The sequence below is a fragment of the Gillisia sp. CAL575 genome, from assembly GCF_000403785.1.
In the GTDB taxonomy this organism is placed as follows: Bacteria; Bacteroidota; Bacteroidia; order Flavobacteriales; family Flavobacteriaceae; genus Gillisia.
This window is the reverse complement of the sequence record NZ_APHJ01000022.1, coordinates 105,145-130,701: the sequence shown is the minus strand read 5'-3', so window position 1 is coordinate 130,701 and position 25,557 is coordinate 105,145. Positions and strand designations below refer to the sequence as shown.

31 protein-coding genes are annotated in these 25,557 nt (G+C 31.5%); 29 read left to right on the top strand and 2 right to left on the bottom strand.

Going from position 1 to position 25,557, the window contains the following annotated elements; translation table 11 throughout:
• The first annotated feature begins 431 nt into the window (after positions 1 to 431).
• From I130_RS06610 to I130_RS06505, 22 genes are all read left to right on the top strand, one after another.
• Positions 432 to 866 carry a hypothetical protein gene (locus I130_RS06610; RefSeq protein ID WP_157480522.1) on the top strand — a complete coding sequence of 145 codons (435 nt, stop codon included), beginning with the start codon at positions 432 to 434 and terminating at the stop codon, positions 864 to 866.
• Positions 867 to 1,266: 400 nt separating this feature from the next.
• Positions 1,267 to 1,641 (top strand): hypothetical protein, encoded by a 375-nt coding sequence (locus I130_RS06605; protein ID WP_232224035.1) that lies wholly within the window; start codon positions 1,267 to 1,269, stop codon positions 1,639 to 1,641.
• A gap of 299 nt (positions 1,642 to 1,940) precedes the next feature.
• Positions 1,941 to 2,315, top strand: a complete 375-nt coding sequence (locus tag I130_RS06600) for an ArsR/SmtB family transcription factor (protein ID WP_034920646.1) — start codon at positions 1,941 to 1,943, stop codon at positions 2,313 to 2,315.
• Entirely contained in the window at positions 2,312 to 2,941 is a 630-nt protein-coding gene (merTP, locus tag I130_RS06595; protein ID WP_034920645.1) for a mercuric transport protein MerTP, read from the top strand. The genes I130_RS06600 and merTP overlap by 4 nt, the downstream gene beginning before the upstream one ends.
• Position 2,942: 1 nt before the next feature.
• Complete coding sequence (locus tag I130_RS06590; RefSeq protein WP_034920643.1) at positions 2,943 to 4,289, top strand: dihydrolipoyl dehydrogenase family protein; 1,347 nt, start codon at positions 2,943 to 2,945, stop codon at positions 4,287 to 4,289.
• Between the two features lie 12 nt (positions 4,290 to 4,301).
• On the top strand, positions 4,302 to 4,508 hold the full coding sequence (locus tag I130_RS16780; RefSeq protein ID WP_083932875.1) for a GDCCVxC domain-containing (seleno)protein: 207 nt from the start codon (positions 4,302 to 4,304) through the stop codon (positions 4,506 to 4,508).
• A gap of 993 nt (positions 4,509 to 5,501) precedes the next feature.
• Positions 5,502 to 5,927 (top strand): hypothetical protein, encoded by a 426-nt coding sequence (locus I130_RS16205; protein WP_051119633.1) that lies wholly within the window; start codon positions 5,502 to 5,504, stop codon positions 5,925 to 5,927.
• A complete protein-coding gene (locus tag I130_RS06575; protein ID WP_157480520.1) occupies positions 5,924 to 6,286 on the top strand; it encodes a hypothetical protein in 363 nt (120 codons plus the stop codon). The genes I130_RS16205 and I130_RS06575 overlap by 4 nt, the downstream gene beginning before the upstream one ends.
• A gap of 217 nt (positions 6,287 to 6,503) precedes the next feature.
• Positions 6,504 to 7,322 carry an alpha/beta fold hydrolase gene (locus tag I130_RS06570; RefSeq protein ID WP_034920660.1) on the top strand — a complete coding sequence of 273 codons (819 nt, stop codon included), beginning with the start codon at positions 6,504 to 6,506 and terminating at the stop codon, positions 7,320 to 7,322.
• A gap of 72 nt (positions 7,323 to 7,394) precedes the next feature.
• Positions 7,395 to 8,045, top strand: coding sequence for a DUF4369 domain-containing protein (locus I130_RS06565; RefSeq protein ID WP_034920639.1), 651 nt, complete (start codon positions 7,395 to 7,397; stop codon positions 8,043 to 8,045).
• The gene (locus I130_RS06560; RefSeq protein WP_034920638.1) at positions 8,024 to 8,494 is read left to right on the top strand and encodes a peroxiredoxin family protein; all 471 of its coding nucleotides are present in this window, start codon (positions 8,024 to 8,026) and stop codon (positions 8,492 to 8,494) included. Before I130_RS06565 ends, I130_RS06560 begins: the two co-directional genes overlap by 22 nt.
• A gap of 149 nt (positions 8,495 to 8,643) precedes the next feature.
• Complete coding sequence (locus I130_RS06555; protein WP_034920637.1) at positions 8,644 to 9,786, top strand: serine hydrolase domain-containing protein; 1,143 nt, start codon at positions 8,644 to 8,646, stop codon at positions 9,784 to 9,786.
• Entirely contained in the window at positions 9,783 to 10,883 is a 1,101-nt protein-coding gene (locus tag I130_RS06550; RefSeq protein ID WP_034920636.1) for a serine hydrolase domain-containing protein, read from the top strand. Before I130_RS06555 ends, I130_RS06550 begins: the two co-directional genes overlap by 4 nt.
• Before the next feature lie 501 nt (positions 10,884 to 11,384).
• Positions 11,385 to 11,711 (top strand): hypothetical protein, encoded by a 327-nt coding sequence (locus I130_RS06545; RefSeq protein ID WP_034920635.1) that lies wholly within the window; start codon positions 11,385 to 11,387, stop codon positions 11,709 to 11,711.
• A 48-nt stretch (positions 11,712 to 11,759) separates the two neighbouring features.
• On the top strand, positions 11,760 to 12,386 hold the full coding sequence (locus tag I130_RS06540; RefSeq protein WP_034920634.1) for a hypothetical protein: 627 nt from the start codon (positions 11,760 to 11,762) through the stop codon (positions 12,384 to 12,386).
• 163 nt (positions 12,387 to 12,549) lie between these two features.
• Entirely contained in the window at positions 12,550 to 13,260 is a 711-nt protein-coding gene (locus I130_RS06535) for a TlpA family protein disulfide reductase (protein ID WP_157480518.1), read from the top strand.
• A gap of 217 nt (positions 13,261 to 13,477) precedes the next feature.
• Positions 13,478 to 13,906 (top strand): hypothetical protein, encoded by a 429-nt coding sequence (locus I130_RS06530; protein WP_157480516.1) that lies wholly within the window; start codon positions 13,478 to 13,480, stop codon positions 13,904 to 13,906.
• A 162-nt stretch (positions 13,907 to 14,068) separates the two neighbouring features.
• Positions 14,069 to 14,731: a hypothetical protein gene (locus tag I130_RS06525; RefSeq protein WP_034920631.1), complete on the top strand. Its 663-nt coding sequence runs from the start codon at positions 14,069 to 14,071 to the stop codon at positions 14,729 to 14,731.
• Positions 14,732 to 15,014: 283 nt separating this feature from the next.
• On the top strand, positions 15,015 to 15,926 hold the full coding sequence (locus I130_RS06520; RefSeq protein ID WP_034920628.1) for a hypothetical protein: 912 nt from the start codon (positions 15,015 to 15,017) through the stop codon (positions 15,924 to 15,926).
• A 145-nt stretch (positions 15,927 to 16,071) separates the two neighbouring features.
• A complete protein-coding gene (locus I130_RS06515; RefSeq protein ID WP_051119631.1) occupies positions 16,072 to 16,302 on the top strand; it encodes a hypothetical protein in 231 nt (76 codons plus the stop codon).
• A gap of 119 nt (positions 16,303 to 16,421) precedes the next feature.
• A complete protein-coding gene (locus tag I130_RS06510) occupies positions 16,422 to 16,856 on the top strand; it encodes a hypothetical protein (RefSeq protein ID WP_034920625.1) in 435 nt (144 codons plus the stop codon).
• Between the two features lie 98 nt (positions 16,857 to 16,954).
• Positions 16,955 to 17,575 carry a porin family protein gene (locus I130_RS06505; RefSeq protein WP_034920624.1) on the top strand — a complete coding sequence of 207 codons (621 nt, stop codon included), beginning with the start codon at positions 16,955 to 16,957 and terminating at the stop codon, positions 17,573 to 17,575.
• Positions 17,576 to 17,735: 160 nt separating this feature from the next.
• Here the strand turns inward: I130_RS06505 and I130_RS06500 are convergent, their stop codons facing one another.
• On the bottom strand, positions 17,736 to 19,115 hold the full coding sequence (locus I130_RS06500; RefSeq protein ID WP_034920623.1) for a vanadium-dependent haloperoxidase: 1,380 nt from the start codon (positions 19,113 to 19,115) through the stop codon (positions 17,736 to 17,738).
• Positions 19,105 to 22,365, bottom strand: coding sequence for a VCBS repeat-containing protein (locus tag I130_RS06495; protein ID WP_034920622.1), 3,261 nt, complete (start codon positions 22,363 to 22,365; stop codon positions 19,105 to 19,107). The genes I130_RS06500 and I130_RS06495 overlap by 11 nt, the downstream gene beginning before the upstream one ends.
• A gap of 479 nt (positions 22,366 to 22,844) precedes the next feature.
• Here I130_RS06495 and I130_RS06490 point away from each other — a divergent pair, with 479 nt between their 5' ends.
• The 7 genes from I130_RS06490 (at position 22,845) to I130_RS06475 (ending at position 25,552) form a co-directional block, all read left to right on the top strand.
• Complete coding sequence (locus I130_RS06490) at positions 22,845 to 23,252, top strand: hypothetical protein (protein WP_034920621.1); 408 nt, start codon at positions 22,845 to 22,847, stop codon at positions 23,250 to 23,252.
• Positions 23,253 to 23,287: 35 nt separating this feature from the next.
• On the top strand, positions 23,288 to 23,443 hold the full coding sequence (locus I130_RS16610; RefSeq protein ID WP_157480514.1) for a hypothetical protein: 156 nt from the start codon (positions 23,288 to 23,290) through the stop codon (positions 23,441 to 23,443).
• Between the two features lie 112 nt (positions 23,444 to 23,555).
• Positions 23,556 to 23,999, top strand: coding sequence for a hypothetical protein (locus I130_RS06485; RefSeq protein WP_051119630.1), 444 nt, complete (start codon positions 23,556 to 23,558; stop codon positions 23,997 to 23,999).
• 357 nt (positions 24,000 to 24,356) lie between these two features.
• Positions 24,357 to 24,533 carry a hypothetical protein gene (locus I130_RS16605; protein ID WP_157480512.1) on the top strand — a complete coding sequence of 59 codons (177 nt, stop codon included), beginning with the start codon at positions 24,357 to 24,359 and terminating at the stop codon, positions 24,531 to 24,533.
• A gap of 46 nt (positions 24,534 to 24,579) precedes the next feature.
• The gene (locus I130_RS06480) at positions 24,580 to 24,987 is read left to right on the top strand and encodes a hypothetical protein (RefSeq protein WP_034920620.1); all 408 of its coding nucleotides are present in this window, start codon (positions 24,580 to 24,582) and stop codon (positions 24,985 to 24,987) included.
• 68 nt (positions 24,988 to 25,055) lie between these two features.
• Positions 25,056 to 25,178 carry a hypothetical protein gene (locus I130_RS16885; protein WP_262489272.1) on the top strand — a complete coding sequence of 41 codons (123 nt, stop codon included), beginning with the start codon at positions 25,056 to 25,058 and terminating at the stop codon, positions 25,176 to 25,178.
• A gap of 68 nt (positions 25,179 to 25,246) precedes the next feature.
• The gene (locus I130_RS06475; RefSeq protein ID WP_034920619.1) at positions 25,247 to 25,552 is read left to right on the top strand and encodes a hypothetical protein; all 306 of its coding nucleotides are present in this window, start codon (positions 25,247 to 25,249) and stop codon (positions 25,550 to 25,552) included.
• Positions 25,553 to 25,557 lie beyond the last annotated feature (5 nt).

Sequence of the window (25,557 nt, the reverse complement as noted above, 5' to 3'; positions counted from 1 at the left end):
TATAACTTCTCAGGATCTGGAGGCATCGTGAAAGATTTACCGCCAAAGAGATCGGTGCTGCAATGTATTTTCCAGCTTCTCTTGTGAATATCAATTCCTATGAATAACTTTGGTAATGCAGTAACTCGGGTTTCCATATCTTTAGTTTTTATAGTGATTATTAAAGATACTCGATTACTGCTTTTTCATGGATGCTAAATGCAATTAGCGGGCAATCGAGTGAAAAGTGCTATTTTAGTCACATAGAAAAAAATAACAAATCCGACAAGTTTGCGTCCCTACTGCAGAACACTTGCTTTAACCGAGACCATTGGAGATATTTTAATGCAGCACTTTAATTAAAACTATATTTTAATTAAATTTAATAGTTATCTAACGCAACCATTTACTATTATTCAGGTCATTATGATATAACTAAACATACCGAAATCATGAAATATCTTTTATATTTTGTTCTAGCTTCAGTTTTTTTTATGTCTTCATGCACAACGAATTATGATGTATTAGAAAGCAAGGATCTTTCAGCAAAGGACGACCCAATTATTGGAAACTGGAAACTAGTCGAGGCTTACATAAGTTCTGGAGGTCCACAATATTGGGTTAATGTTGAAAATGGAGAAGAAATCACCTTTACAAGTGAAGGATTATTTTCATCGAATAGATTCTCTGAGTGTACAAATGGAGATTATTCAATTGAATCAAATGAATTATTTTTAAATTATAGTTGTAATGGATTTACGACCGGATTTGAAAATCCAGAAGGAGCTATAACTTATAAAATAACTTTTGAATTAAACCACCTTCTTTTAACTCCGACTAGTGTAATTTGTATTGAAGGATGTAGTTATAAATATATTAGAAAATAACTAATCCAGATAGAATATATTTCCAAAAGGAATATTATTCCATAGTAATAAATTAAATTTCTTAAAAAACGGATATAAAATAAATATTAAGACAAAGCTGAAAATCCCGCATTTCTATTCACACTTATCTTGTTACAATAAACATTTGGCTAAAATAAAAATAGTTAATACACTGTTCTGACTAAACAAATTATTTCCAGCATCAGTTTAGCGCAAATAGCGGGAAATCTAGTGAAAAGTGCTAGTTTAGAGACCAAGTAAAAAACAACAAAACCGCCAATCCCACTAAGTATCAGGACGTGTCACTATTCCATGCCACTTGCATTCAACAAGACCGTTAGCAAACGGCAAAAAAATCAAAATGAATATGAAAATTAGGTTTAAGAAAAAAAGACTTTATATGAGTGCAATACTCGGAATAGTTTGGACAGGCTTTGGTACTTATAATATTCTAGAAGATGAAAATTTGAGGTGGTCTGATTATATATATTTACTAGTCGGAATTTTATACATTGGACATTATCTTTTTGATTTAATAAACCAATATTTGATAGTTGAAAACGGAACTATTCGGAAAAATTTACTTTATGGATACAGTAAGAAAATAAATTTGAACGAAATAAATTTGATTAAAAAATTTGCTGGAGATTACACACTAAAAACTGACACACAGAAATTGAAAATAAATACGGATTTAATAGAGGAAAAATCCCTTGCTGAATTAAATGAAATTTTACAAAAATTGAATTTGCCTTCTGATAAGGCCGTTTGCTAACATCTTTTAAGAGCAATTAACGAGCATTGGTTGACAAATACTATTATAGAGACCTAATTTTTTAAAAAAAAACAAATTTTCACAATCCCGAGAGGTATCTGAACGTATCCCTACTCGACGCCACGGGCCTTTTTCAAAATGGCTCGACCCACGAGTTAAAAACACTCACACATTTTAGCACTTTCAGTTTTTTAAACTCATAATTCAAACTCTAAAAAAAGCAAAAGAGCACAAATCCCCAAGGTTGTTTTCTTTGTTTAAGTATTTGCTTAAATAAGAAATTAGTGTAACTTTACCTCATGGAAAATAATTCGTGCATAAGACAACAAGCAGATATTAAACAAATAAATCGTTGCAAAGACACTGTTTCGGAATTAAGTGAATCCTTTGATCATTTAGCAAATGGACTTTCATTAGTTGGAAACAGCGTTAGACTCAAAATACTTTATCTAATTTCTGAAGAAAAACGACTTTGTGTTTGTGATTTAAGTGATATTCTTGGAATGAATATTTCTGCTATTTCTCAACATTTGAGGAAAATGAAAGACAGAAAACTATTAGAAACCGAAAGAGAAGCCCAAACTATTTTCTATTCATTAACGGCAGAATATTCAACATTATTAAATCCGTTTTTTGAGATACTCGACAAAAGCAAAATTTTAGCAACGACATGAAAGGTGAAAACAAACTAATCGGTACAGGTTTGTTTACTGCAATTACAGCTTCTATATGCTGTATTACGCCTGTTTTAGCACTAATTGCAGGAACAAGTGGGATTGCCTCAACATTCTCTTGGATAGAACCTTTTAGACCTTATTTGATTGGGATCACGGTTTTGGTGTTGGCCTTTGCCTGGTATCAAAAACTAAAACCAAAAACTCAAGAAGAGATAAACTGCGCTTGTGATCCGGAAGACCTGCCTGCTGGCAAGGCGGGGAAACCAAAATATATACATTCCAAAAACTTTTTAGGAATTGTAACCGTATTTGCAATTGTAATGTTGGCTTTCCCATTCTATTCGGGAATCTTTTATCCGAAAACAGAAAAGCAAATAATCTTAGTAGACAAATCGGACATCCAAACAACTGAATATAAAATCAGCGGTATGACTTGTGCAGGCTGCGAAGAACACGTCAACCACGAAGTAAATAAACTGAACGGAATTGTAAACTCAAAAGCATCCTACGAAAAAGGAAATGCTATCATAGAATTTGACAGAACCAAATCTAGTGAGATGAAAATTGAGAAAGCGATAAATTCAACAGGTTATAAGGTAACCGACAAAATTCAAATTTATTAAGATGAAGGAATACGATGTTTTTATAATTGGTTCGGGAATGGCAGGAATGACCATCGCCAATAAATGTGCTTCAAAAGGTTTAAGCGTTGGAATTACAGATGAATTACCTTATGGTGGTACTTGTGCATTGAGAGGCTGCGACCCGAAGAAAGTTATTATTGGTGCTACGGAAGTTAGAGATTTTGCGAAAAGACTAAAAGGTAGCGGTATAGACACAATTCCCAAAGTCAATTGGAAAGACATAATGGATTTTAAACAAACTTTCGTGGATGAAATGCCACCAAAAATTGAAAAGGGGTATAAAAAGAATGGAATTGACACCTTTCATAGTTCAGCAAAATTTATCTCACAAAACACATTACAGATAGGAAATGAGAAGATAAAAGCGAAAAAAATTGTTATCGCATCGGGTTCCAAACCAAGGGTTTTAGAATTTAAAGGAGGTCATTTTGCTAAATCCAGTTCTGATTTCTTGAATTTAGAAGAATTACCTAAATCTTTATTATTTATCGGTGGAGGATATATTGCTTTTGAGTTTGCACATATTGCGGCCAGATGTGGTGCAGAAGTAACAATTGTACATCGGGGTAGTAATCCCTTGGAAAATTTTGAACAAGATATTGTAAAACATCTTGTTTCTGCCACAAAAGAATTAGGAATAAACCTTATTCTTAATACCGAAGTCACTGCTATTGAAAAAGTTGATAACCATTATCGAGTGAATGGTAAATCTGCGGATAAAACAGAATATTATGAAGCTGAAGCTGTTTTTAATTCTGCCGGTCGACCACCTGCAATATTTGATTTAGATTTAGAAAAAGCGGACATCGCTTTTACAAAAAAAGGTGTTTCAGTTAATGAATATATGCAAAACACATCTAACCCAATTATATATAGTGCTGGAGATGCAGCAGAATCTGATGGTTTGCCGCTAACGCCTGTTGCAGTTTTAGAAGGTCATACTGTTGCTTCAAATATCATTAAAGGCGATCATAAAAAAATAAGTTATCCACCAATGCCCACGGTGGTTTTTACATTACCTACAATGGCTTCAGTGGGTTTTACAGAATCCAAAGCGAGAGAGCAGGATTACAATATTCGGGTAAATTATAAAGAGGTTGGAAAATGGTTTAATGCCAAACGATTGAACGTAGCTGAATACGTATTCAAAACCATCATTGACGAAGATACTCAAACAATTTTGGGAGCGCATTTAATAGGACCACATACAGAAGAAACAATAAATCTATTTGCGATGGCCATAAAAACAAAGATGAAGGTTAATGATATTAGAACAATGATTTTCTCATATCCAACATTGGCATCGGACATACCACATATGATATAATAAAAAAATTGAATGGAAACTATATTAAATTCAGAAATTACCTGTCCAAACTGCGGACATAAAAAAGTAGAAAATATGCCTACAAATGCCTGTCAATTCTTTTACGAGTGTGATAATTGTAATAGGGTTCTAAAACCAAACGAAGGAGATTGTTGTGTTTATTGTTCATACGGGACTGTTCCTTGTCCACCAATTCAAGAAAATAAGAGTTGCTGTTAAAAAGATCAAGGCTTAAAAACAAACAACACGAAAAAAAGTTAGTGGGTATTTAAACAATAATTATACTTAGCACCAAGAACTACCAATCAATCTTACTGTCCCAATAGGTGTCGGGAGGTGGCCCTATTCCACGCCACTTGCCTAATCAAAGCGTTGGCAGCAATTTGAAAATTCATATTAAGGATTAAAACAATTAATTATAAATGACCGATAAAGAGAAACTGATTAAAAATTTAATTAAATACTCGGAAAAATTTACTGAATATGAAGATCTTATAACGAATGAAAAGATGTTTATTTACAGGTTTTAAGATCTTGTTAAGTTTAAAAAATGATTAGAGAAATAAATAAAATACAGCTTTTGTAATATGGAATTAGCCTAATAGCATCATTGGTTATATTGATTGATTTTACCTTTCCAGGTAAGGTATTCACGAAGGAGGTAATAGCAATCCAAAAGGAAAGACAACAATATTACAATGCAGCTGGAAATTACCACTACTCATACAAGGTAATTACATCTCAGCATCATTTTTCAGTATCAGAAGATTTTGCAAAATCAGTTCAGAATAAAAAAATCCAATATTCGGTTTCTTTTATCTTTAAAGAAATAAATAGATATAGTTTACTTTCATCTAAAAATAGTACCATCTATTCTTTTAGAATCGTATCAGGTTTAGTGCTTCCTCTACTAGTAATTATTACAATTGCCTTAGCCTACTTATATAAAAAGAAAATTAGCATTTTAATAATTGTGCTTCAAATTATATTATTGGCTAATTTTATAATATTAATAATATAGAGGCCGTAGTTAAAAAAGTATAAAATTATAGAGGTTTAATCGATAAAACGATTTTTGTGAATTTAAACTGGATTCTGCTAACTGAAATGAAGTGGTTAAAATCTGGTATTATTCTTATTCTAAACCCTTAGCTTTATTTGCGTTGAATTAACAAACCAATAATAAAATTCTTTAGAAAAATTCGACAGCGAATGTTAACTGAAAGCAAATTCAGCAAATATTTATTATATGCGATTGGAGAAATAATATTGGTAGTGATTGGAATTTTAAATGTGTTGCAACTAAACTCTCATAAAGAAAATAAGAACAAAAGGATCTTGGGATATAAATACTTAACCGAAATGAGAAATGAAGTCCAAAACGATCTTTTTATGATTGATGGACGTATTAAATTATTGGACAAGAACATTAAAAATCAAGAAGCTGCATTAAGGACTAAAAATATAGCCGAATTGCCACTTGATAGCATCAATATGATCATTAAACCAATAAACCTAGGTTTTAATATTAGCGAATTGACGTTCAACAAAATGAAAAATTTAGGACTGACCTCATTAACTAAAAATGATACACTAAACACTCAAATAAATATTATAACTCTGATGTTGAGTTCTTGAAATTAGCAATGAGTTTTGTTTTTGAAATGTATAAGAAATACGTGGAATATTTAGAATATGAACAAGATGCATTTGCCTTTAGCTATGATGATATTGTTGAATTTGAATTTCCCGCATTCTATAATCAATCTAGAGAAGAAATTAGGGAGATAAATAGGCAGAATAGCATAAAATTTATTACATCTATAAGAGGGCGCATGATAATTTCAAAAGATTTATCAAGCAAAAGATATTCTTTAAATGTTTTAAACAACTTTAAGTCAAAAACGCAAGGTCTTTTAATCTCTATTTATGAAGAACTAAAAATATATCATCCACAGATTGAACCTTTACCAATGTTTCCACCAGAAGCTGATTAAAAATATAGGAAGGCTAATTATTTTCAGAATTTATTTAGAACCTCATTAGAAAGATAGCAGGAAATACAAGATAATTAAAGTGCAAATTGCAGACATTCTAGTTAAAAGTGTTATTTTAGAGATCAAGTAAAATTGTTTTATGCCTCCAAGAAGCCATCCCTACTCCAGGCTACTTGCTATAATCCAGACCGTTGACAATAATTTAAAGAAATTAAATTTGAGAAAATTACTATTACTAATCAGTATAGCATTTGCTGGAATTCTAAATAGTTATGGCCAGGAATCTAAAATTGAATATGGAAATAATTTAGACGCTGGACATTATGCTGAAGTAAATGGTATAAAATTATATTATGAAGTGTATGGCGAAGGAGATCCATTACTTTTAATTCACGGGAATGGTGGTTCAATTAGAGGACATGCCGGGAAAATTGAATATTTCAAAAAAAAATATAAAGTAATCGCAACTGATAGTCGCGCTCATGGAAAAACTGAGGATATTGGAGATAGCTTGACATATAAGAATATGACAAGTGATATAAATGAACTTTTAAATCTATTGAAAATTGATTCCTGCTATATATGGGGACAAAGTGATGGTGGAATTATAGGATTGAGATTAGCTATGGACTTCCCAGATAAAGTGAAAAAACTTGCAATATTCGGGGCTAATTTAAAACCTGATACTTCTGCCGTACATAAATCTATAGTTAATTGGGTGGATGAAAATTCCAAAAAAACTAAAGACAATCATGAAAAGAGATTGTTTGATCTATTAAAATTTCAACCTCAAATTGAATATTCAGAATTAGGTAAAATTCAAATTCCAGTTTTAATTATGAGTGGAGACAGAGATGCAATAAGACTTGAGCATAGCGTAGAAATTTTTAATCATATTGAAAATTCAAATCTTTTTATTATGCCTGGCGCAACGCATTTTGGTTCTTATGAAAAACCTGATCTGTTTAATTTAATTTTAAACGATTTTTTTACTAAGCCATTTTCCAAAAAAGCCACAATAGATATTTTTAAATAACCTATTGGTAATCCGCATAAACGGAAAGAGCGAGCTTTAAATTAATAAGTGATAAGCAAATATTTGAAGATTATGAAAGCAACAAATTTTACTCTAGTTCTTCTTTTTCCAATATTTATGTTTTCCCAGGATTTTAAATTGACTGGAGATTTTTCAGGAAAAAATACAGAGATAATTGTATTGAGATACACCAATTTAATTGGGAACTATGTAAGTGATACAATGAAGGTAGAAAATGGAAAGTTTCATACTTCTGGAAAAATGAGCAATGCCCAAAGAGTTTCTATAATTGGAAATACTGAATTAAAAAGCATGGAGGATCCTAATCTTGGGGATTTCTTTCTGGAACCAGGAATTATTAAAGTAATATTGAAAGAAGATGACTTTAAAAATATAGTGGTGACTGGGTCCAGTACTCAAGATGAGTTGAAGCTATTAGAAAAGAAAACAAAACCAATATTTCTAAAAGTGGACAGCATTTCCAAAAACAGATCAGGAAATTCTACAGATTTAATTATTTCAGGACACGAAAAAATTCAGAAGATAGAATTGTGCTATGCTATTGAAAATCCAGAATCTAAGCTAAGTCCATATTTTCTCCAGTTCTATATGAGAAGTATCCCTCTAGATTCTGTAAATGTTATTTACAATTCATTTTCACTTGAAAATAAAAGTTCTACTTACGGAAAAGAATTAATGAATTGCTTAACAAAAAAATTATAAAAGTCAATGATATTGCACCGGATTTCACTGTCAGAGGTATTTCGGGTGATATGTTATCACTCGAGTCATACAAAGGAAATTACTTACTTATTGATTTCTGGGCAGATTGGTGTAAACCATGTATCGAAAAATTTCCAGAAGTAAAATCGCTAATTGACGTATATGGCGAGAAAGGTTTAAAAGTATTGTTTGTTTCTTTTGATCGTACTGAAGATGATTGGAAAAAAGGTATAAAAAAACATAATATTAGTATGTGGGATCATGTTTTTATTGGGAGTAAGAATTATCAATCTAAAGAATCAATTAGTTATAAATATGATATTCAACCAATCCCAGCTTATATTTTAATTGATCCAAAGGGAAAAGTAGTAGGTAGATATGAAGGTGCTTCAAAAGAAAATAAAAATTTTGAGGATTTAGTAAGAAAATTGAATATTTCAATGAAGTGAAAATATGCTAATTCAATAACACATCAGCAAAAAATGAGCATTTAAATAATAATCATTATTTTAGAGAATAAGAAACAAATGATATTCCCTACGTATCCCTGTTACAGACTATTACTTTAAACTATAATTTTATCACTTTTCAAAAACATATGAGAATAGAGAAGTATATTTTTTTGCTAATTTCAGTTATAGTTTTACAAAGTTGTGGTACAGCAAAAATTGAAAACTCAGCAAATAAAGATGTTGAATTTCAAAAAATAATTGACTCTATATACCAAATTAATCCTAAATCAGTTGGGATTATGGTGCATATAGAATCCCCAAAAAAGGGAATATCTTGGAGCGGAAGTGTCGGATATTCAGATGCTGAAAATAAAACAAAACTAGTCTCTGATCAGCCTGCATTAATTGCGAGCAGTATAAAAACATACATTTCTGCAAGCCTCTTGAGGCTTCAGGAACAAAACAAACTGTCTATAGAAGATCCTATTAAAAATTATCTAAGCAATAGAACTATCAAGTTATTTGAATCTGATGGCTATGATTTAGATCGTATAAAAATTAAGCATTTATTATCTCATACAAGTGGAATAGAAGATTATGCGAACGATGAGTATTTAGACTGGGTAGATAAGAACCAAAAACATAGATGGACAAGAGATGAACAGCTTGAACTTACCATAAAAGTTGGTAATCCACTAGGGGAGCCGGAAGATACTTTTAATTATGCCGATGCTAATTATTTGTTATGTACAGAGATAATTGAAAACGTAACAAATAAGCCTTTTTATGAATCTATAAGAGACTTACTTAAATATGAGGAACTAGGTTTTTCTAATACTTGGTTTCCAATTTTAGAGACTAAAAAGCAACAAACAAAATCCTTAGTTCATCAATATTGGGGAGAAAAAAATTGGGATTCTTATAATCACGATATTTCTTGGGATTTATATGGAGGTGGTGGAATTGCAACTACGACAGAAGAACTGGCGCGATTCTCTTATTATTTATTTAATAATAAAATTATAAAGGACAAAAACATACTCAACCAAATTTTTACAACAATCGATACCAAAGATGGAAAAGACAATAAATACGGTTTAGGTTTATCAATAGGAAATGTAAAAGGTTATACGAGTTATGGACACGGCGGATTTTGGGGTACAGTGGTTTTGTATTTTCCAAAATTAGACAGCTCCATAGCTGTTTTTATTTTAGAGCGTGATGAAAGAATATTAAGAAAAAATGTGTTAGAGGCATTGGTGCTTGAATTAACTAAAGAAAAAATATGATAGGCGAACTGAGAAATTATTTGACAACCTCCATTTTATTTTTGGGTATTTTGGCTTTCGGGCAATCAAACGATAAAAAGGAATTTGTAATTACTACATTTCTTGACAGTTTAAACCAAGATGATTTTTCTGGAGTAATCTTAGTTTCCCATAATGACGAAATTATCGAAAAGAGAGCTTATGGACTCTCAAATATAGAATTTGATATAAAGAACAATGTAGATACAAAATTCAACATTGCATCTATTACCAAAATGTTTACTGCGGTTGCTACCTTGCAATTATATGAGCAAGGCAAGTTAAATTTAAAAAGTCCTATTGGCGACTATTTACCTGACTATCCTAATAAGCTTGTTAGAGATTCTGTAACCATTCATCAGCTACTAACTCATACTTCGGGGCTTAATAATTTTTATGTGGCAAATTTGGATAAGATTAGGAATTCTGAATACAAGAAAATATCAGATTTTGTTCCTCTTTTTGTAAATGACACGCTTTTATCAAATCCAGGTACTAAATACGATTATAGTGCAACAGGATTTGTAGTTCTTGGTTTAATCATAGAAAAAGTTAGTGGAAAGAACTTTTATGACTATTTAAAAGATAACATTTTTAAGCCTGCGGGAATGCCAAATACAACAGAATTGGAAGTTGATTCTATTGTGAGCAATAAAGCAAGTGGATACACTTCTATGTTTGGAGACAATAAAATCCTCAAGAAGAATGACTATTATTTAACAAAAGCATCACCAGCTGGTTTTTATTATTCTACTGTCAATGATTTATTCAATTTTTCAAAAGCCTTAAGAAGCTATAAACTTTTACAAAAAGAAACTACTGATTTGATGTTCAAGCCAAAAGTCAAAGGATATAATACCCATTTAGGATATGGAATTGATGTTGACCAAAGGTATGATCAAGTAATTCTTGGTCATAGTGGAGGATGGTATGGAATTCATTGCGAATTGATGGACTTTATGAATGACCACTTTACAGTAGTGATATTGTCTAACAAAGATGATGATGGTATAAATGGAGCTGCAAAAGTTGCTGATTTTTTTAAGGATGTGATTGCTAAAAAGAAATCAGAAAAGTAAAAAAAGAACATCCAAAGGAAATACGTGCCCAAATAATTAATTAAGCATAGTAAGTTGATTATTAAAAAAAATGATGCTTTAATGATCAATTCACAAAGGATATTACTAATTTCAGAGGAACTATACTTATAAAGCCCGAAGTATTAGGAGAAACAGATTTATATTACCGTTTGTAATTACTAAATTAGTTATTTAAGCAACGAATCTGATTTTATGCAAGACCGTTAGGAAAAAATGAATCCGAGGAAGAAATTAATACTCACTGCTGCATTAGCGATTTGTTCCTCAGTTTTCGAGCAAACTTCAGGTGAAAATGATGCTTGCAAAAACTGAATATAAAAACATGTTGATATTGAGCTGAAACCCAAGTCGGGTTGCATGTGTTGCCTCTAGATTTACTTAAGGAATTATTCGTTTGCAATACTGGAGCTTTATATATATTCACGCTTTAATAAAAGAAAAAAAATAATTTGGAAAGAAGATTTTTATATTTCATAACAAATGGAAAAAATCCTTTTATTGCCGCTTATATTCGTTTTTGCATTGGTTTTGAATGTTTGTAATAGCAAAATAATCAATTTTAAGGATAATTATAATAAGCTGTTCCCTAAAGAAGAATTCTTCTTTGTTCAAAAACTACCTAGCTTGATTCTTGAATCATTTTCGCCTGATTTAGTTTCAACAGAAGATTTAGAAATCGAAGCAGCTACATTTCTTAATATGAAAAAATTCTATTTTGTTAGACAAAGGAAGGATGTGATACCTAAATCACTTCTCATTTATAATAAAGATAATAAGTGGCAGGAATTAGAAGAGGAACGTCTTTAGCTGAAATTTTATTTCGACATAATAACACTGGGGTTTAAAACAAAATTTATGTATTTAAAATTTAACTTACCGATCACTAAGGATAAGATTCTACAAAGATCATTAAGCCTGTTAATTTTTATGTTCATTGGTTTACAGGGAATTAGCCAAAATGAACAAATTGACCCTCCTATTATCTATGCTGAATTATTTGGAGGTGGGTATGGGGGAGAATCTGGCGGAATTTTATGGGGAAGCGAAGTAAATTATCAGATAAAAAAGAATTTACTCACATTAAGATATACTAAAATAAATGATATCGGTTTCTCAAACGAACTTTTTGCGGCACTTGTACCTTTACCTGTTCCAGTGACGAACACAAATGCTTATGCCGATGAAATTTCACTCTTATATGGTAGGAGGAAGATTATAAACGGACATTCAATTAGTTTATCCATAGGACCATCCTATAATTTCTATTCTTTGAATAATATTGATAATTCGGAGAAACAAAAAGTCCGTGCTTTTGGAGCAGCTTTTGAGACAAACATAAAATGGTTTAAGAAAGAAAAGAAAAATCCATTTGGATTTAGTTATGGAGCAAAATTATCTGGTAATATTTCAAAAAATTATTACATTGGATTATCTGCTGTAGTAGGTTTAGGTTGGCATAAAAAATATATTTCAAACGATTAACTAAAATTAATAATATCATTAAATGCCAATAGTGGGTTTTCTAGTGAATAGTGATAATTTAGAGATCGCATAAAATCATTAAAAATAACCTAAATAATCCTCAAGACATAAACCCATTTCGCCCTACGTATGATGACCAATGCTATTGGCTAAAAAAAAATATATGAGACATATAAAAATTATAATAGTATTTTTTTTCTTCAGTTTTCAAATTTTCGCACAGAATGAAATCAAAGTGCAAAGAGAAGTAAAGAGAATAGATACTGAATTTAGTATAGATAAATTGTTCAATAAGAATACCGGAAAAAAAATATCTGAGAAGGAATTTGGGGTTTTAGTCACAAACAATCCCAACCTTCAGCTAGAGAGAATATATGATAACAAAGGAAATATTGTAAAATATTTATATAATCCAGATAAAGAAAATTCTGTCTCCACGAATAATAAGGACTTTGAGACGCTAGAAAAAGGTGAATATTTTTCGAAATTAGTCTTTAAAACTATAGATGGAGAAACTATAAAGATTAAGGATTTAAAAGGTAAAATGGTGATTCTGAGAATGGAAATGGAAGCTGATACTTTTAGGTTTAAAAAACATGAAATTGCAGATTTAGATGCGAAAATTAATCTGAGCAACAAAAAATCTGAGATAGCAGCGATAATAATATTCGACGCCACTAAGCAGCAAATACATAAGGGATTCGATCTTATCGATTCAAATTTTAAACTAATCCCAGATGGTTATAATTTCCATCAGAAATTAAATATAAGATATTTTCCAACGACTTTAATTTTGGATAAGAAAGGTAAGTTGATTCGGGAATTTCAGCGAACAGATGAAATTGATATTTTAGATCTTCTGAGTAAATCTTAATCAAAATATCAAAATAAGTAGGAATTCGATAGAATAATGATGTTTAAGAAATTCAGAAACAAAGCATAATGAGAATAAATTTTCATCCCCAAATGTCGCCGGTTGTAGAGGTAACTATTACTTGGAATATTCATTAAAAGAAACATGTGTGCGCAAGATTATTACGTTTTTCATAATACTCATTCATATAAATTGTTTTTCGCAAACCGATTATCAGTTGAAAGTCAAGGTAAGTGGTAATATGCCTGCGCTTGAATTTAATGTAGATGTTCACAGGAATAGTCAAAATACTAAAATCTATTTTTTAAAATATACTGGAGAAAACAACTTTAATAAAACTGATAAAAAAAGAATTGAAGAATTATTTCTAAAAAAAGATCGGACAACTGCTGAACACAAGGAAATTGAGGAACTATTTGATAAGGCAAAAATATTCTCAAAAGAGTGTTTTATTTATTCAGCTAAGGATTCAATTATTAAATTGAGCGATTTAATTATAAGCTCTAAAGAAGCTATTTTAAAAGAAATAGAAAAGAATAAAAACCGAGTTCTTGATGCATATCAATTAGAAGTAACAATAAAAAATAAAAATAAATCTGAATACTCATATCATATCCACGCACCAGATAACGAACATTATAAATAATTTTCGCAATTTGTAATAGAAAGTTTTAAGGATTTTGAGATTAATTAAAAAATATAAATTGGCACATCGCATAGTTATAAGGGTACTCTTACTAATTTGACTATTAATTATCTAAATTATTGCAGAAACTTCCATTATCGGAAATTTAAAAATGACATATACATGAAATTAAATTTGTTATTCGTTTCCTTAATTATTTTAAGTAGCAGCTTTTGTAAAGCTCAGAATAAAGAAATATCGCAAAACATCCCTGAGGGATATGTTTTATTTAGTGAATATTATGGAGATTTAAATAATGATGGTTTAGAAGACTGCGTTTTGGTAGTAAAGGATACGAGAAACGTAAATATTGTAACAAATAAATATAATGATGATGTTGATCGTAATAGGAGGGGGATAATTATTCTTTTAAACAAGGAATTTGTTTATGAAGTAATTGTTGAAAATTTAGATTGTTTTTCTTCTGAAAATGAGAATGGAGGAGTTTATTTCCCGCCACAACTTTCCTTTAATATTAGTAATCAAAAGTTAGAGATTCATTATAGTCACGGCAGATACGGATATTGGAAATATATTTTTGAATATGATAAATATGACTTTAATTTAATTGGATACGAGTCAAGCGCAAATAGCGGACCTGTAGTAAATTACAAGACAAGTATTAATTTTCTAACTCAGAAAAAATTAATATCTGAGAACACCAACGAAAATCTAGAGGGTGAAGTTGAAGTATTTAAAGAATCTTGGAGTACGATAAATCTTGATAGACCAATAAAACTATCAGAAATTAAAGACTTTCAAGAACTTGATATGTCAATGTTTTAGAATAATAAACAGTTCAATATTAAAATAAAGAGTTGGAATTCTATGTAATAGTGCTCCACTAAAAATAAAATTCTTAAAGTAGAAAATGTTTCAATTTTTGTAAGCACAAATACAAACCATTAATTATTAACCATGACCGTTATCATAAAAAAATCAGTTATAATAAAAAAAGTGATATTTTAGTTTTCTTTTAAAAAACGAGTTATTCAGTAATTACTGTAGTTATTTAAATTTGCATTTGATTAACTTTAATTAATATAAGAGCCTTGTAAACGATATTTATATGAAAAAGATAATAAAGATTCTTAGCTTTTTAAGCATTCTATTTTCAACCTCTTTAAACTTTGCTCAAGAAGTAGAGGAGCAATTAAAACTTATTGAATCTGAATCTTATAACTTATATGTGCCAGATACAACAGAAGCTCTACTAATTCTTTTTGGAGGCTTTCCAGAAACTGCTGTTGACATAGAAACTGAGTATCCTATAACTAGGATGGCTTTAGATAGGAATATAGCAGTGGCGTATTCAAATTTTAATAGAAAAATATGGTTGGAAGATGTAGAAAAAGTACAACTGGCAAATAGTATTAACGAAATGATTACTGCAAATAATTTACCATCTGAAAATATATATATTGGAGGATTATCTAGTGGTGGAAATATGGCACTTTTACTTGGTAATTTTCTTACTGAAAATCCGGCTTATAACATCAATCCTTCAGGGATCTTTGTCGTAGATTCTCCTATTGATCTTGCGGCTTTATATGATGTTGTAGAACAGAATATTGAAAAAAACTTTTCTGAGTCAGCAGTTGGGGAAAGTACATTTATATTTAATTATTTTAATGATCAACTTGGAGATCCAGACTTGGAAATTGCGCCTTATGAAAAGTATTCTACATTTACCTATGAAACTAAGAATTTCCAGAATTTAAAGGCTTTAAAGAACACTAAACTTCGTTTTTATACCGAACCAGATAAGGTTTGGTGGAAAGAAAATATGGGTGTGGATTACGAACAAATGAATGCTTTTCATATAAAAAGATTATCAGAATTTTTGAATTCGAATAATTTTAAAAAGGTGGAATATATTCCAACTAAGAATAAGGGTTATAGAGCGAATGCTGAGCGTAATCCTCACAGTTGGTCTATAGTTGACAAAGAAAACTTAATACAATGGATCTTAGAAAAATAAGTGAAATGTATAAAATTAGAATCTCTGGACTGATAAGTTTATGATCTTGCTCATATTACTAATTGTAATTATGTTTTTTAATCATTTTCATATATGGTCACAGAGCGTAGGTTTAGTTTTACCTATTTTATTTATTGTCACATATATGTATCAATACTTAAAACAATATCTAACAGTTGAAGAGAAGGTGATATATTTTAATTCTCCATTTTCTAAGAAAATGGAATTTGAAAAAATAAAATTTATTAAAAAGGTCACTGGTGAATATATCCTGGTTTCTGATAATACCGAACTCGGAATAGATACTGCAATGATAGACCCAGAATCAATAATTTATCTGAATATGATGTTGAAAAGTCTGAATGTAATTTTTTAGAGATACAACTAGTTAAAAAAGTGAATTAAAATTTTTAAATTCTATGAAATTTAATTGACTTTAATTGTTATACATTAGCCAATACCGTTATGTTTGTTTAGGCCTAATTAATCACATCAATGAAAGAAATAAGTTTACCTTATTATTTGATTATTCCTATAATATTTTCTGTCCTAATGTTAGTAGTAATAATATTTAAGAGAGAAAGTTTGTTTAAAACTGGAAAATTAAAATTGTTTTGGATATGTCTAACGTTGTTCTTTGCTTTTTATCTTTTTATTCTAAGTGGTGCAACTTATTTGGATATTTCAAATAAAATCACATTACAAACTTTCGATTTAAACAGAGACGGATTTTTTAGCGGAAAGGAAATTACAACCGAACAATCAGCCGCAATGCGAAAGGTAACTTCTGACATTGGAAGAAATATTTTATTTATTACTGGTTTGATCTTCTCAGGTATTATTGCTGGTTTGGTTTTTGGCATTAGTAGAATAACTCAATATATAATGTCGATAAAAATAAATTCGAAATCAGATTATATTAGAAAGTAATCATTTAGCAAACTGATAATTTTTTAGATAATTAATTCATAATTAAACGAAGAAGATGAATATTAATAATCAAACAATAAAACAAAAAAAGTAAGAGTATGAAAAAGTTATTATGGATTGCATCAATTTCAATTTTTGGAATTTTCAATGGATATTCTCAAGATAATGGGGATATTGAATTAGGTGGAGGAGTAGGTGTAAGTTTATCTAATGTGTCTACAACAGATGGGCAAAGTAATGCAGATTACCTTACTTCTATCAACGGAGGCGTTTCTGGGGAATACTATTTTTCAGATAGATGGGGAATAAAAACTAAGTTGATTTACGATAATAAAGGTTGGTCTGATGGATTTCTTGCAGATGAAATTGAGTTCTTAGTCATAACCGATTTTGAACTTTGCTACCTTACAATTCCTATTATGGCAAACTGGCATTTTGGATCCAATAGAAATTGGTATCTAAATTTCGGTCCTTATGCTGGGCTTTTATTATATGCTGAAGCTTCTGAATTAGGACTAGATGTAAAGGATAACTTTAAAAGCACAGATTTTGGTTTGGCCCTAGGTATTGGATATAAATTTGAAATTAGCGATAGGATGAAACTTTATATTGAGTATGATGGACAATCTGGTTTTACCGACGTATTTGAGAATAATCCAGGTGATGCTGTTAGAAATAGTAGGAGTAGCTTGAATTTAGGTATTCTTTTTAAACTTTAGATTAAAACACAATTAAGATTATTAAAATATTTAATTGACTAGCGGCAGATCAAAGGTTCATCTGTCGCTATTTTTAAAAATTAATAACCCAATCTATTGCAGAAGAGATAAACGAGAACAATTATTAAAATAGTTATGCTATATTTTGTTTGCTTCCACGTTAGTGATTAGAAGTTATCATATCTTTTGTCTTAGATGACTCTTTATTTAACTGAAGTTTATTGTTTACATAATCCCCAACATTTTCTCCCTGGGTAGCCCCTTCTTCAATAGCACTCCTATAGTGAATCCCACCGTATAATCGGCTTAGAGCTGCTTCTGTAGCCGCATCATAAAAGGACGAGAATGTTCTCTCCGGTAATTTGTAAGGGACTTCAGTATCATCTACGAATCCGAAGTTGTCACCATATATAGAAGTGAGAACTTTCGAAGCTGCATTGGAAATAACGGAGTGCCCACTGGAATATTCCGGGAACGGTGGCGTTTGCAAGATTGGTTGCCAAGTTGGATCTATATACTCTGCGATAAGGGTTTCAGGTCTAATAAGGTTAGACCGATATTTTTCATCCCAACAACTTATAAATGCATCAAAGAGTGCTATAGAAGTCTTGGTGTATGCCAATACAGTTAGGTCAAAATCTGCTCCCGACTTTAATGAGGCTATTTTACAAATTCCCATCCAGTGTGCACCAGGAGTTATTTTTTTCTCGGCGAACATAAAATGGCCTTTCGTAATGGAAACGTAAGGATTGCAATCCCAAAACCTTGCAATTCCAATCTCCTCGGAGTCATTTCCGTCTGCCCTAATAGCTTCACTTATTTGGTATACTTCATTTAACTCGCGGTAAAATTTACTTGCTTTATCCAGTGAGAAGCTTGGTGGTGGTAAAGGTTTGAATTGTGAAGCCGAATCCATGACCATTGGTCTTATCTTTGCCCAATGAGGCTCTATGCCTTTCATATAAGAGGGAGGGGTGGGTTGCCATCTTCCCGGATCTTGATTAAAAAAATCATAATCGGGCATGCTTCTAGTTTCCCTGTATAAATCATTCTCCATCCAAGCAATTACATTTGCAGAGACTTCATTAGCATATGCTTCTGCTTTTTTGAGACTTTCAGGATTTTGACTTGCCCATTGGTTGGTTAAACTATCACGATAGGTACGTATTACGTCTTCAGAAAAAACCAGTTTTTCAGCAACTTGCATATAGGCCAGTAAAGCTGCAAGCTTAAGATTAGTATCGGCGTCTGGAACCTTAATTTTAGTGTTCTTATCGAAACCATTCAGTTGCGGGATAAGAGACTTATAGCTTCCTGAATGTGCATTTAAAGCTTCATAAGCTGCAATATTTGGATAAACGTAAACTCTGCTCGCTTGGGGAGGAGAAAATATATCGTTCACCATTATTGCTGTTACTTTATCTATCAAAAGGTGATAATCTCTCGCCGCTACTTCAATATCTTCCTTTGGTTCACAGCTATAATGTAAAAGTGTTATTATACCTAAAGCAATAGGAATAAAAAAGGCTCTAATTCTCATATCTGTATGTTTTTATTGGGCCATCATTACTTATAATTAGCAGAATCTTGTGGTTTCTAATGCTAATAGTTTCAATTGTCTTTACCTCCTCCTTAAAGGAATCTATTCCAAAATTACTTACCGGAACAATGGAATCTAGACTGCTGAACATAAATCCTTTCAAGGCTGAATAGGTGCCCTGGTAATTATTACTTCGATAAGAATTTCCGCCTACAATGATATGTTCTTTATTATTTACATTAATCTTCTGAAATGAATTGATAGGGGCTAGTTGGAGCTGGTACGGAAATTCCACAAATTTGGAAAATTCTCCATTATTGTTTTCGAGATATCCAGATGCAAAACTATGTACTTCATTAAGTTGTGCTTCATTTAAGGTGTAAGGTGTGAAAATATCTTCCATGGTTTTAAGAGCATAATCTTTATTCCTCACATAGCGCTTTTTAATGATAGTAAGTTGGCTAGCAAGTTCGTCTCTGGAATGTAACGGATAATAAGAACCATTTTTATGATAAGCAATCACTGTTTCGGTATTACCGTTTTTGTCAAAATCCAAATAATACATTTTAAGGGGTGTCATTGGGGTAGGCTTGAACTTGGAATTTAAACCCCAGTTACCAAGTAGAATATCCTCATCGCCATCCTGGTCTATATCTGAAACAAATACGCTTTGCCATAGTCCATTAAGCTTGGATGGTAAGTCTTTTGGTTTAAAGCCGGACACTGTGTTAAAAAACAACTTGGGCCCATCCCATTCTGTTGCGACTATAAGGTCACTTCTGCCATCTCCATTAACATCCTTCCATATAGCATCGTTCACTTTGGAATTAAGTTTAAATGATTTAAGTTTAGAGAAATTGGCCTTACCATCATTTACCAATATATAGGAATTTACGGAGGATCCAAAATGCTTAGATTCTGTGAGATTACCAACAAAAAGATCTATATCTCCATCGAGATCAAAATCATTAGCCTTTACAACTGTCGTAACTAATTTATTATCAGGAATAGAACTTGGGGTTCTTTTAAATGTTCCCTGTTCAAAAAGATATAATCTGTCTAAATAATTTGCATCACCTCGTTTACTTATACCGCTACCAACATAGAGATCTTGGTCTCCATCCCCATCTGCATCAAAGAAAACCGCTGTGTTATCCTCATAAATACTATCATTTGAAAAAACTTTTATGGGAGTTAGCACCAATTCATTACCGTTATTCAAATAGAACTTTGCAGGTTTCCCTGCTGCATTTCCTATATATAGGTCATCAAATCCATTCCCCGTCACATCTCCAACAGCTACTGCAGGACCCATAGTGGAAACTTTATAAGGAATAAGCTTTTCGTTTAGGAAGTCATTGTATAGGTCTTCCTGATGCTGGAATTCCATTTGATCTGTTTTTTGAAAGGCTGCCTTGCCTGGTTTTGCTGCCCGAAAACTATTATCTTCTAAATCCTGAACATAATTAACCTCTTGCAGGCGGTTGGATTCCAGGTTGGTAAGAACCTGTTTTTTAAGATTTGGCCATATCACTACCACAGAATCTATAGCATTATTTTTACCCAATCCAAAATGTAATTGATCTGTCATACCCGATAAAAACCCGCGGGATTTGTATAAACTCTTAGACTGTAATTTTTGACCAGCGTATAAATTTATAGTTGTCCCAATTCCATTGAGATTAGGTTTGAGATAATTAAGTTTAAATGAAATATAATTGGAAGGAGATGGATTGATGTTCTTATAAATGGAGGCAGTTCCGTTAAGATTATTTAATACCAGATCTAAATTACCGTCCAAATTCAAGTCTGCATAGGCAGCACCATTTGAGAGGCTTGGCTCATCATTTAACCATTTCCCTGAACGGTTATTAAAAGTTACTGAATTTCCTTCAAAGATCTTATTTGAAACCTTGCCGCTTGGCATACTGTCAATAGATTTGAATAGCCAGGCTAAACCATCATTCTGGTTTCTGCCTTTGAAAGCACTCGCCACATATTTCTTAAAGTCTAGGCTATTAGGACGACGCAAGATCCCATTGGTTATAAAAAGATCTTGGTGTGTGTCATTGTTGAAATCGGCAAACAATGCGGCCCAACTCCAATCGGTAGCTGCCACGCCATCCATCAATGCTTTTTCAGTGAATAACTTACCATCGTTGTGATTTATTTGGAGCATATTACGGGCAAATTGGTCTTTATATCCCAATTTTCTAAGACGTTGCTGAATGAAATAGAGTGCATCATCACCTTCAGTCTCCTTTAGGATACGCTCCTTTTCCGGAAGCATATCTAAAGTTATCAAATCCGGCAGTCCATCAGCATTTATATCGGCTGCATCACTGCCCATGGAGAAATTGCTTATAATAGAAAATGCTTCGTCTACCTTTTCTGTGAATGTGCCATCCTGATTATTTATATAATAGTAATCGTTCTCATGAAAATCATTACAAACATAAATATCTGTCCACCCGTCTTTATTAAAATCGGCTAGACTAGCGCTGAGACCATAGTTGTTTGCACCCCCATATATATTGGCGATCTCGCTTACATCCTCAAATTTTCCATTATTATTCCTAAGTAGTAAATCGCCAACCAGTGGCTTTCTGTCATTTCGGGTTTCGGCAGGGCCGTAAGAATAAGTTGTGTGTACACTATGATTGACAATATAAACATCTAGGTCACCATCATGGTCATAGTCAAAAAAATAAGCCTGGGTTGCATAAGACGCTATATCTAAGCCATAATCTGCAGAAGACTCAGTAAAGGTCCCATCCTGGTTATTAATATATAATTCATTATGACCGGTAAAATCCAAAAGGTTGGATACTGCACTCACATAAATATCCATCCAGCCATCTTGGTTAATATCCACCATAGTAACCCCGGTTTGCCAGCTAGCTTTCCCGGCAACCTCGGCCTTCTCTGTGATATCCTCAAACTTAAAATCACCCAAATTCAGGTATAGTTTATTGGGGATAGAATTTCCCACGAAATAAAGGTCGGGCAGACCATCGTTATTTACATCTCCAACTGCCACCCCTGCACCGTTGTAATAGTAGATATAATTTATAATAGAATGTTCCGCGTCTTCAGTAATATTATTACTGAAATTTAACCCTGATAATTCGGGAGCAATGGATTCTAAAAGATAGTCACTTTCCTCTGTAATTTTCTCCATAGGAGCTTTATCATCGGAACAAGAAATATTAAGAGTGCAGATCGCTACTATGATTAGTATTAGTCTCATGGATAATATCTAAAAGAAATGTTAAAATTCTTAGGGAGTTCTCTTACGTTTATTTTATTCTATAACGGATAGTAAATTATTTATTCCAAATATTTACTTATTTTAAAGCTTGGTTTTCAGCAATCTAATCAGATTGTCCCTTTGCCAAAACTACTAATATTCTGAAAGAAATCACAAAATTTCAAGTTTAATTTTTAAGATAAAGTTAACATAAGGCTTGGAGAGTTTTTGGTAGATATAACTTATCTAATTTTACTCTCTATAGCAGACACAATTGAAGCTTAAAATCATATTAGGTTAGCCGCCAGATTCAATGTTTTAAAAATTAATGATGAGAAATTTTCTAATTTCAACTAATCGAATGGTCAAATTATAATCATTATAGAGTATTAAAGTATAAGCCAAATTTTGAGTTATCTTTCGATATTAATAGAATTTAAGATTTTGAATGAGCAAACTTGAATTTAGATCAATAAAATATGACTGAAAAAACATTACGTAAAGGATTTATAGCTGCGGGGCTCATGAATATTGTAGCAGTTTTAATATTATCAAGGTTTTTCACAAATGAAGTTATTCCTGAACAAGACCCTGTGGTAATGTCTAATTTCGGGTTATTAATGATTATAGTTTGGGGTTTTTTATACATTGCCTTGGCATTCAATTATAGAAGTGCGAAATGGGTAGTTGCTACCGTTGTGATTGAAAAGTTTATTTACGTGGTCGCTTGGTTATTGTGGATGATTAATAATAATGTGATAGATGTTTATGAAAAAGATCTGTTTGCAGGTATATTCTATTCCGTTTATGGAATAAATGACTTTATCTTCTTTCTCTTTTTTCTGTATGTATTTTATAAGATACAATTTAAGTCTACACAGAGTTGAAAGTAGTTTTTTGATTTTTTAATTATATGCACAAAATGAATAAATTAATAGTACTCGGAATTATAATTTTATTTGCAGGAATTGCTGCTCATTATCTGGTAGATAAAAGCACATATGGATTTTGGATAGGAGCTATTATGGGCTCAGGCGGAAGTCTTATAATTATTGGGATATCTAAAAAGTTTAGCTGAAGATATAAGCATAGATTTCTACAATTTATTCTTATTTTTGCCGCCTTTAAGTTTACTGGTTTCGCCTAATTGGAAATAATCTTGTAAACTTTAATTTCTTTCAAATAAATACATGGATAAGCTAGGAGAAACTTCTACACCAAAAGATAAAATTTATAAGGAAAGAGCCATTTGGGTAGGTTCTTTTGTGGGTGGACCCTTAATAGCTGGGTATTTTATAGCAGAGAATTATAAAGCCTTTAACGATCCTGAAAATGCAAAGACAACATGGACCTATACCATTCCATTAACTATTTTAATATTTTCTTTGGGTCTTCTTATTCCAAAATTTGAAAATTTTCCAGCAATTGTGATTCCTGTTACCTATACAATGGCAGCCTATCTTTATTCTAAATATTACCAAGGTCCAAGTATGTTAGCTCATGTGGAATCTGGAGGTGAAGAGTTTGGATGGGGAAGGATCATCGGGATCTCGTTGCTTGGATTGGTATTAACCTTTGTGCTCCTATTTCTATTTGTAATTATTATAGATGCCTTAGGTATCTTACCTGCTTGATTTCTCAAAAATATTAGTTTTGATTTGAAACCTTCTATTTCGCGATCTTTTTATTTTTAGAATTCCCATGCAATAGTTACTAGCTACTTTAAAGGAAAAGATCTTGTAGAAAGAAATAGGTAGTTATAAGCGTAAAGATATTGTAAGCTTATCTTAGGTTGGATTTTAAAATGGAGAATATGTTCGAAGTCTATTTAAGATTCTGTAAGTATTAAACTATTCGATATTGATATTCACTTCGATCCTTATATAAAATCACTGCAATTAATGCTTATTAGAAAGGATAAAAAGGGTAATTTGTTGTAACATTCTGAGTAAATCCCTACCAATACAGCGAATATTCACTTACAATCCATTATGAATTATTTTATCTGCATCGTTTTTGGACTGGCAGCTTATACCAGTATAAAAACCACTAAGTCTATAAGAGCTAGAAAATTATTTATAAGAATATATGCAGCCATTTTTAGCATTGGGTTCATATATTTATTTGGCAAAGCGATTGGAGAAGCCTTTTATAATTTAAGTCATTAATAGGTAAATTTAGAAGCCTGAAAGAAACTCATATTTAAAAAAGAAAATGAACGAAAAACTACTCTCCAATTCCATAAGAAAAATCGTGTTGCCAATTTTGCTTTTTTTAATTCTTGGTCTTGTTTTTTCAGCTCCATTATCAGATTTCATAAATCTAGAGGAAATCAGACTGAATTGGGTTCTGAAAGATCTTATTCTTTTATCAATAATTGCATTCGTATTCTCTAAAGAGAAAAATGAATCTTCACATATTCAAAAAATTAGAATTCAAAAATTAATTGAGTGTTTAGGCTTTGGAGTTGTTGTTGTGATTTTCGATTCCTTATCTGCGATATTTTATGCACAGGATTCGTTTGAGATGAAAAATAGCTATGAGTTATTGCTTTTGATTTTCTCTTACTTCTTAATAAGCTTTTACATCACAAAGAACACAAAAAAAGTGGCAAAAGCATAAGATGAGTTAAAGTCTACTCTCAATGAGAAACAAACATGGAAATTAACTTTGAATATAAAAAACTAAAAATGATCAAGTCCCTAAATGAATTAAAATCTCTGCTGATCATCACTTTATTGATGCTTGTATTTATGGGTTGTAGTATGGATGACGATACAACTTTATATATACCTATAAGAGTGAAGATCTAAACTTAATACATAATAACAGCTCTTAAACCTGGAATTTAGTTGGGTATTATAGCAGATATCCAGAATATTTGCATAATAATAATGATTGTTTCATAGATGAAACCTATATTTTTAAACCCGAGGGGATCGTTGAAGTAACTGCCGGTATGAAAAATTGTTTTTATGGAGATTCAGAAATAGCTGCTTCAGAATACCGTTTATATGAAGAATCTGGTTTAGTATTCATAGATATGGTGAGAAGAAAAATATCTGGTGATGTTGTTTCAAATATGGTTTTCACATTATCACTCATGGGGCTAGATGAAGATAGAATGTTATTTGCTGCTGGAGAAAAGGGAGATTATGGAAGAACTTTGATCTTTGAAAGCGAATAAGTAGG

What these genes read in the sequence shown, in the direction of transcription:
- I130_RS06590 (WP_034920643.1), top strand. Translation starts at nt 2,943, where the DNA reads ATGAAGGAATACGATGTTTTTATAATTGGTTCGGGAATGGCAGGAATG.
- I130_RS06520 (WP_034920628.1), top strand. Translation starts at nt 15,015, where the DNA reads ATGAAAAAGATAATAAAGATTCTTAGCTTTTTAAGCATTCTATTTTCA.
- I130_RS06535 (WP_157480518.1), top strand. Translation starts at nt 12,550, where the DNA reads ATGAGACATATAAAAATTATAATAGTATTTTTTTTCTTCAGTTTTCAA.
- I130_RS06515 (WP_051119631.1), top strand. Translation starts at nt 16,072, where the DNA reads ATGTATCAATACTTAAAACAATATCTAACAGTTGAAGAGAAGGTGATA.
- I130_RS06500 (WP_034920623.1), bottom strand. Translation starts at nt 19,115, where the DNA reads ATGAGAATTAGAGCCTTTTTTATTCCTATTGCTTTAGGTATAATAACA.
- I130_RS16885 (WP_262489272.1), top strand. Translation starts at nt 25,056, where the DNA reads ATGATCAAGTCCCTAAATGAATTAAAATCTCTGCTGATCATCACTTTA.
- I130_RS06495 (WP_034920622.1), bottom strand. Translation starts at nt 22,365, where the DNA reads ATGAGACTAATACTAATCATAGTAGCGATCTGCACTCTTAATATTTCT.
- I130_RS06485 (WP_051119630.1), top strand. Translation starts at nt 23,556, where the DNA reads ATGGATAAGCTAGGAGAAACTTCTACACCAAAAGATAAAATTTATAAG.
- I130_RS06540 (WP_034920634.1), top strand. Translation starts at nt 11,760, where the DNA reads ATGTATTTAAAATTTAACTTACCGATCACTAAGGATAAGATTCTACAA.
- I130_RS16605 (WP_157480512.1), top strand. Translation starts at nt 24,357, where the DNA reads ATGAATTATTTTATCTGCATCGTTTTTGGACTGGCAGCTTATACCAGT.
- I130_RS06490 (WP_034920621.1), top strand. Translation starts at nt 22,845, where the DNA reads ATGACTGAAAAAACATTACGTAAAGGATTTATAGCTGCGGGGCTCATG.
- I130_RS06610 (WP_157480522.1), top strand. Translation starts at nt 432, where the DNA reads ATGAAATATCTTTTATATTTTGTTCTAGCTTCAGTTTTTTTTATGTCT.
- I130_RS06510 (WP_034920625.1), top strand. Translation starts at nt 16,422, where the DNA reads ATGAAAGAAATAAGTTTACCTTATTATTTGATTATTCCTATAATATTT.
- I130_RS06545 (WP_034920635.1), top strand. Translation starts at nt 11,385, where the DNA reads ATGGAAAAAATCCTTTTATTGCCGCTTATATTCGTTTTTGCATTGGTT.
- I130_RS16780 (WP_083932875.1), top strand. Translation starts at nt 4,302, where the DNA reads ATGGAAACTATATTAAATTCAGAAATTACCTGTCCAAACTGCGGACAT.
- I130_RS16205 (WP_051119633.1), top strand. Translation starts at nt 5,502, where the DNA reads ATGTTAACTGAAAGCAAATTCAGCAAATATTTATTATATGCGATTGGA.
- I130_RS06565 (WP_034920639.1), top strand. Translation starts at nt 7,395, where the DNA reads ATGAAAGCAACAAATTTTACTCTAGTTCTTCTTTTTCCAATATTTATG.
- merTP (WP_034920645.1), top strand. Translation starts at nt 2,312, where the DNA reads ATGAAAGGTGAAAACAAACTAATCGGTACAGGTTTGTTTACTGCAATT.
- I130_RS06555 (WP_034920637.1), top strand. Translation starts at nt 8,644, where the DNA reads ATGAGAATAGAGAAGTATATTTTTTTGCTAATTTCAGTTATAGTTTTA.
- I130_RS06480 (WP_034920620.1), top strand. Translation starts at nt 24,580, where the DNA reads ATGAACGAAAAACTACTCTCCAATTCCATAAGAAAAATCGTGTTGCCA.
- I130_RS06550 (WP_034920636.1), top strand. Translation starts at nt 9,783, where the DNA reads ATGATAGGCGAACTGAGAAATTATTTGACAACCTCCATTTTATTTTTG.
- I130_RS06605 (WP_232224035.1), top strand. Translation starts at nt 1,267, where the DNA reads ATGAGTGCAATACTCGGAATAGTTTGGACAGGCTTTGGTACTTATAAT.
- I130_RS06505 (WP_034920624.1), top strand. Translation starts at nt 16,955, where the DNA reads ATGAAAAAGTTATTATGGATTGCATCAATTTCAATTTTTGGAATTTTC.
- I130_RS16610 (WP_157480514.1), top strand. Translation starts at nt 23,288, where the DNA reads ATGAATAAATTAATAGTACTCGGAATTATAATTTTATTTGCAGGAATT.
- I130_RS06600 (WP_034920646.1), top strand. Translation starts at nt 1,941, where the DNA reads ATGGAAAATAATTCGTGCATAAGACAACAAGCAGATATTAAACAAATA.
- I130_RS06525 (WP_034920631.1), top strand. Translation starts at nt 14,069, where the DNA reads ATGAAATTAAATTTGTTATTCGTTTCCTTAATTATTTTAAGTAGCAGC.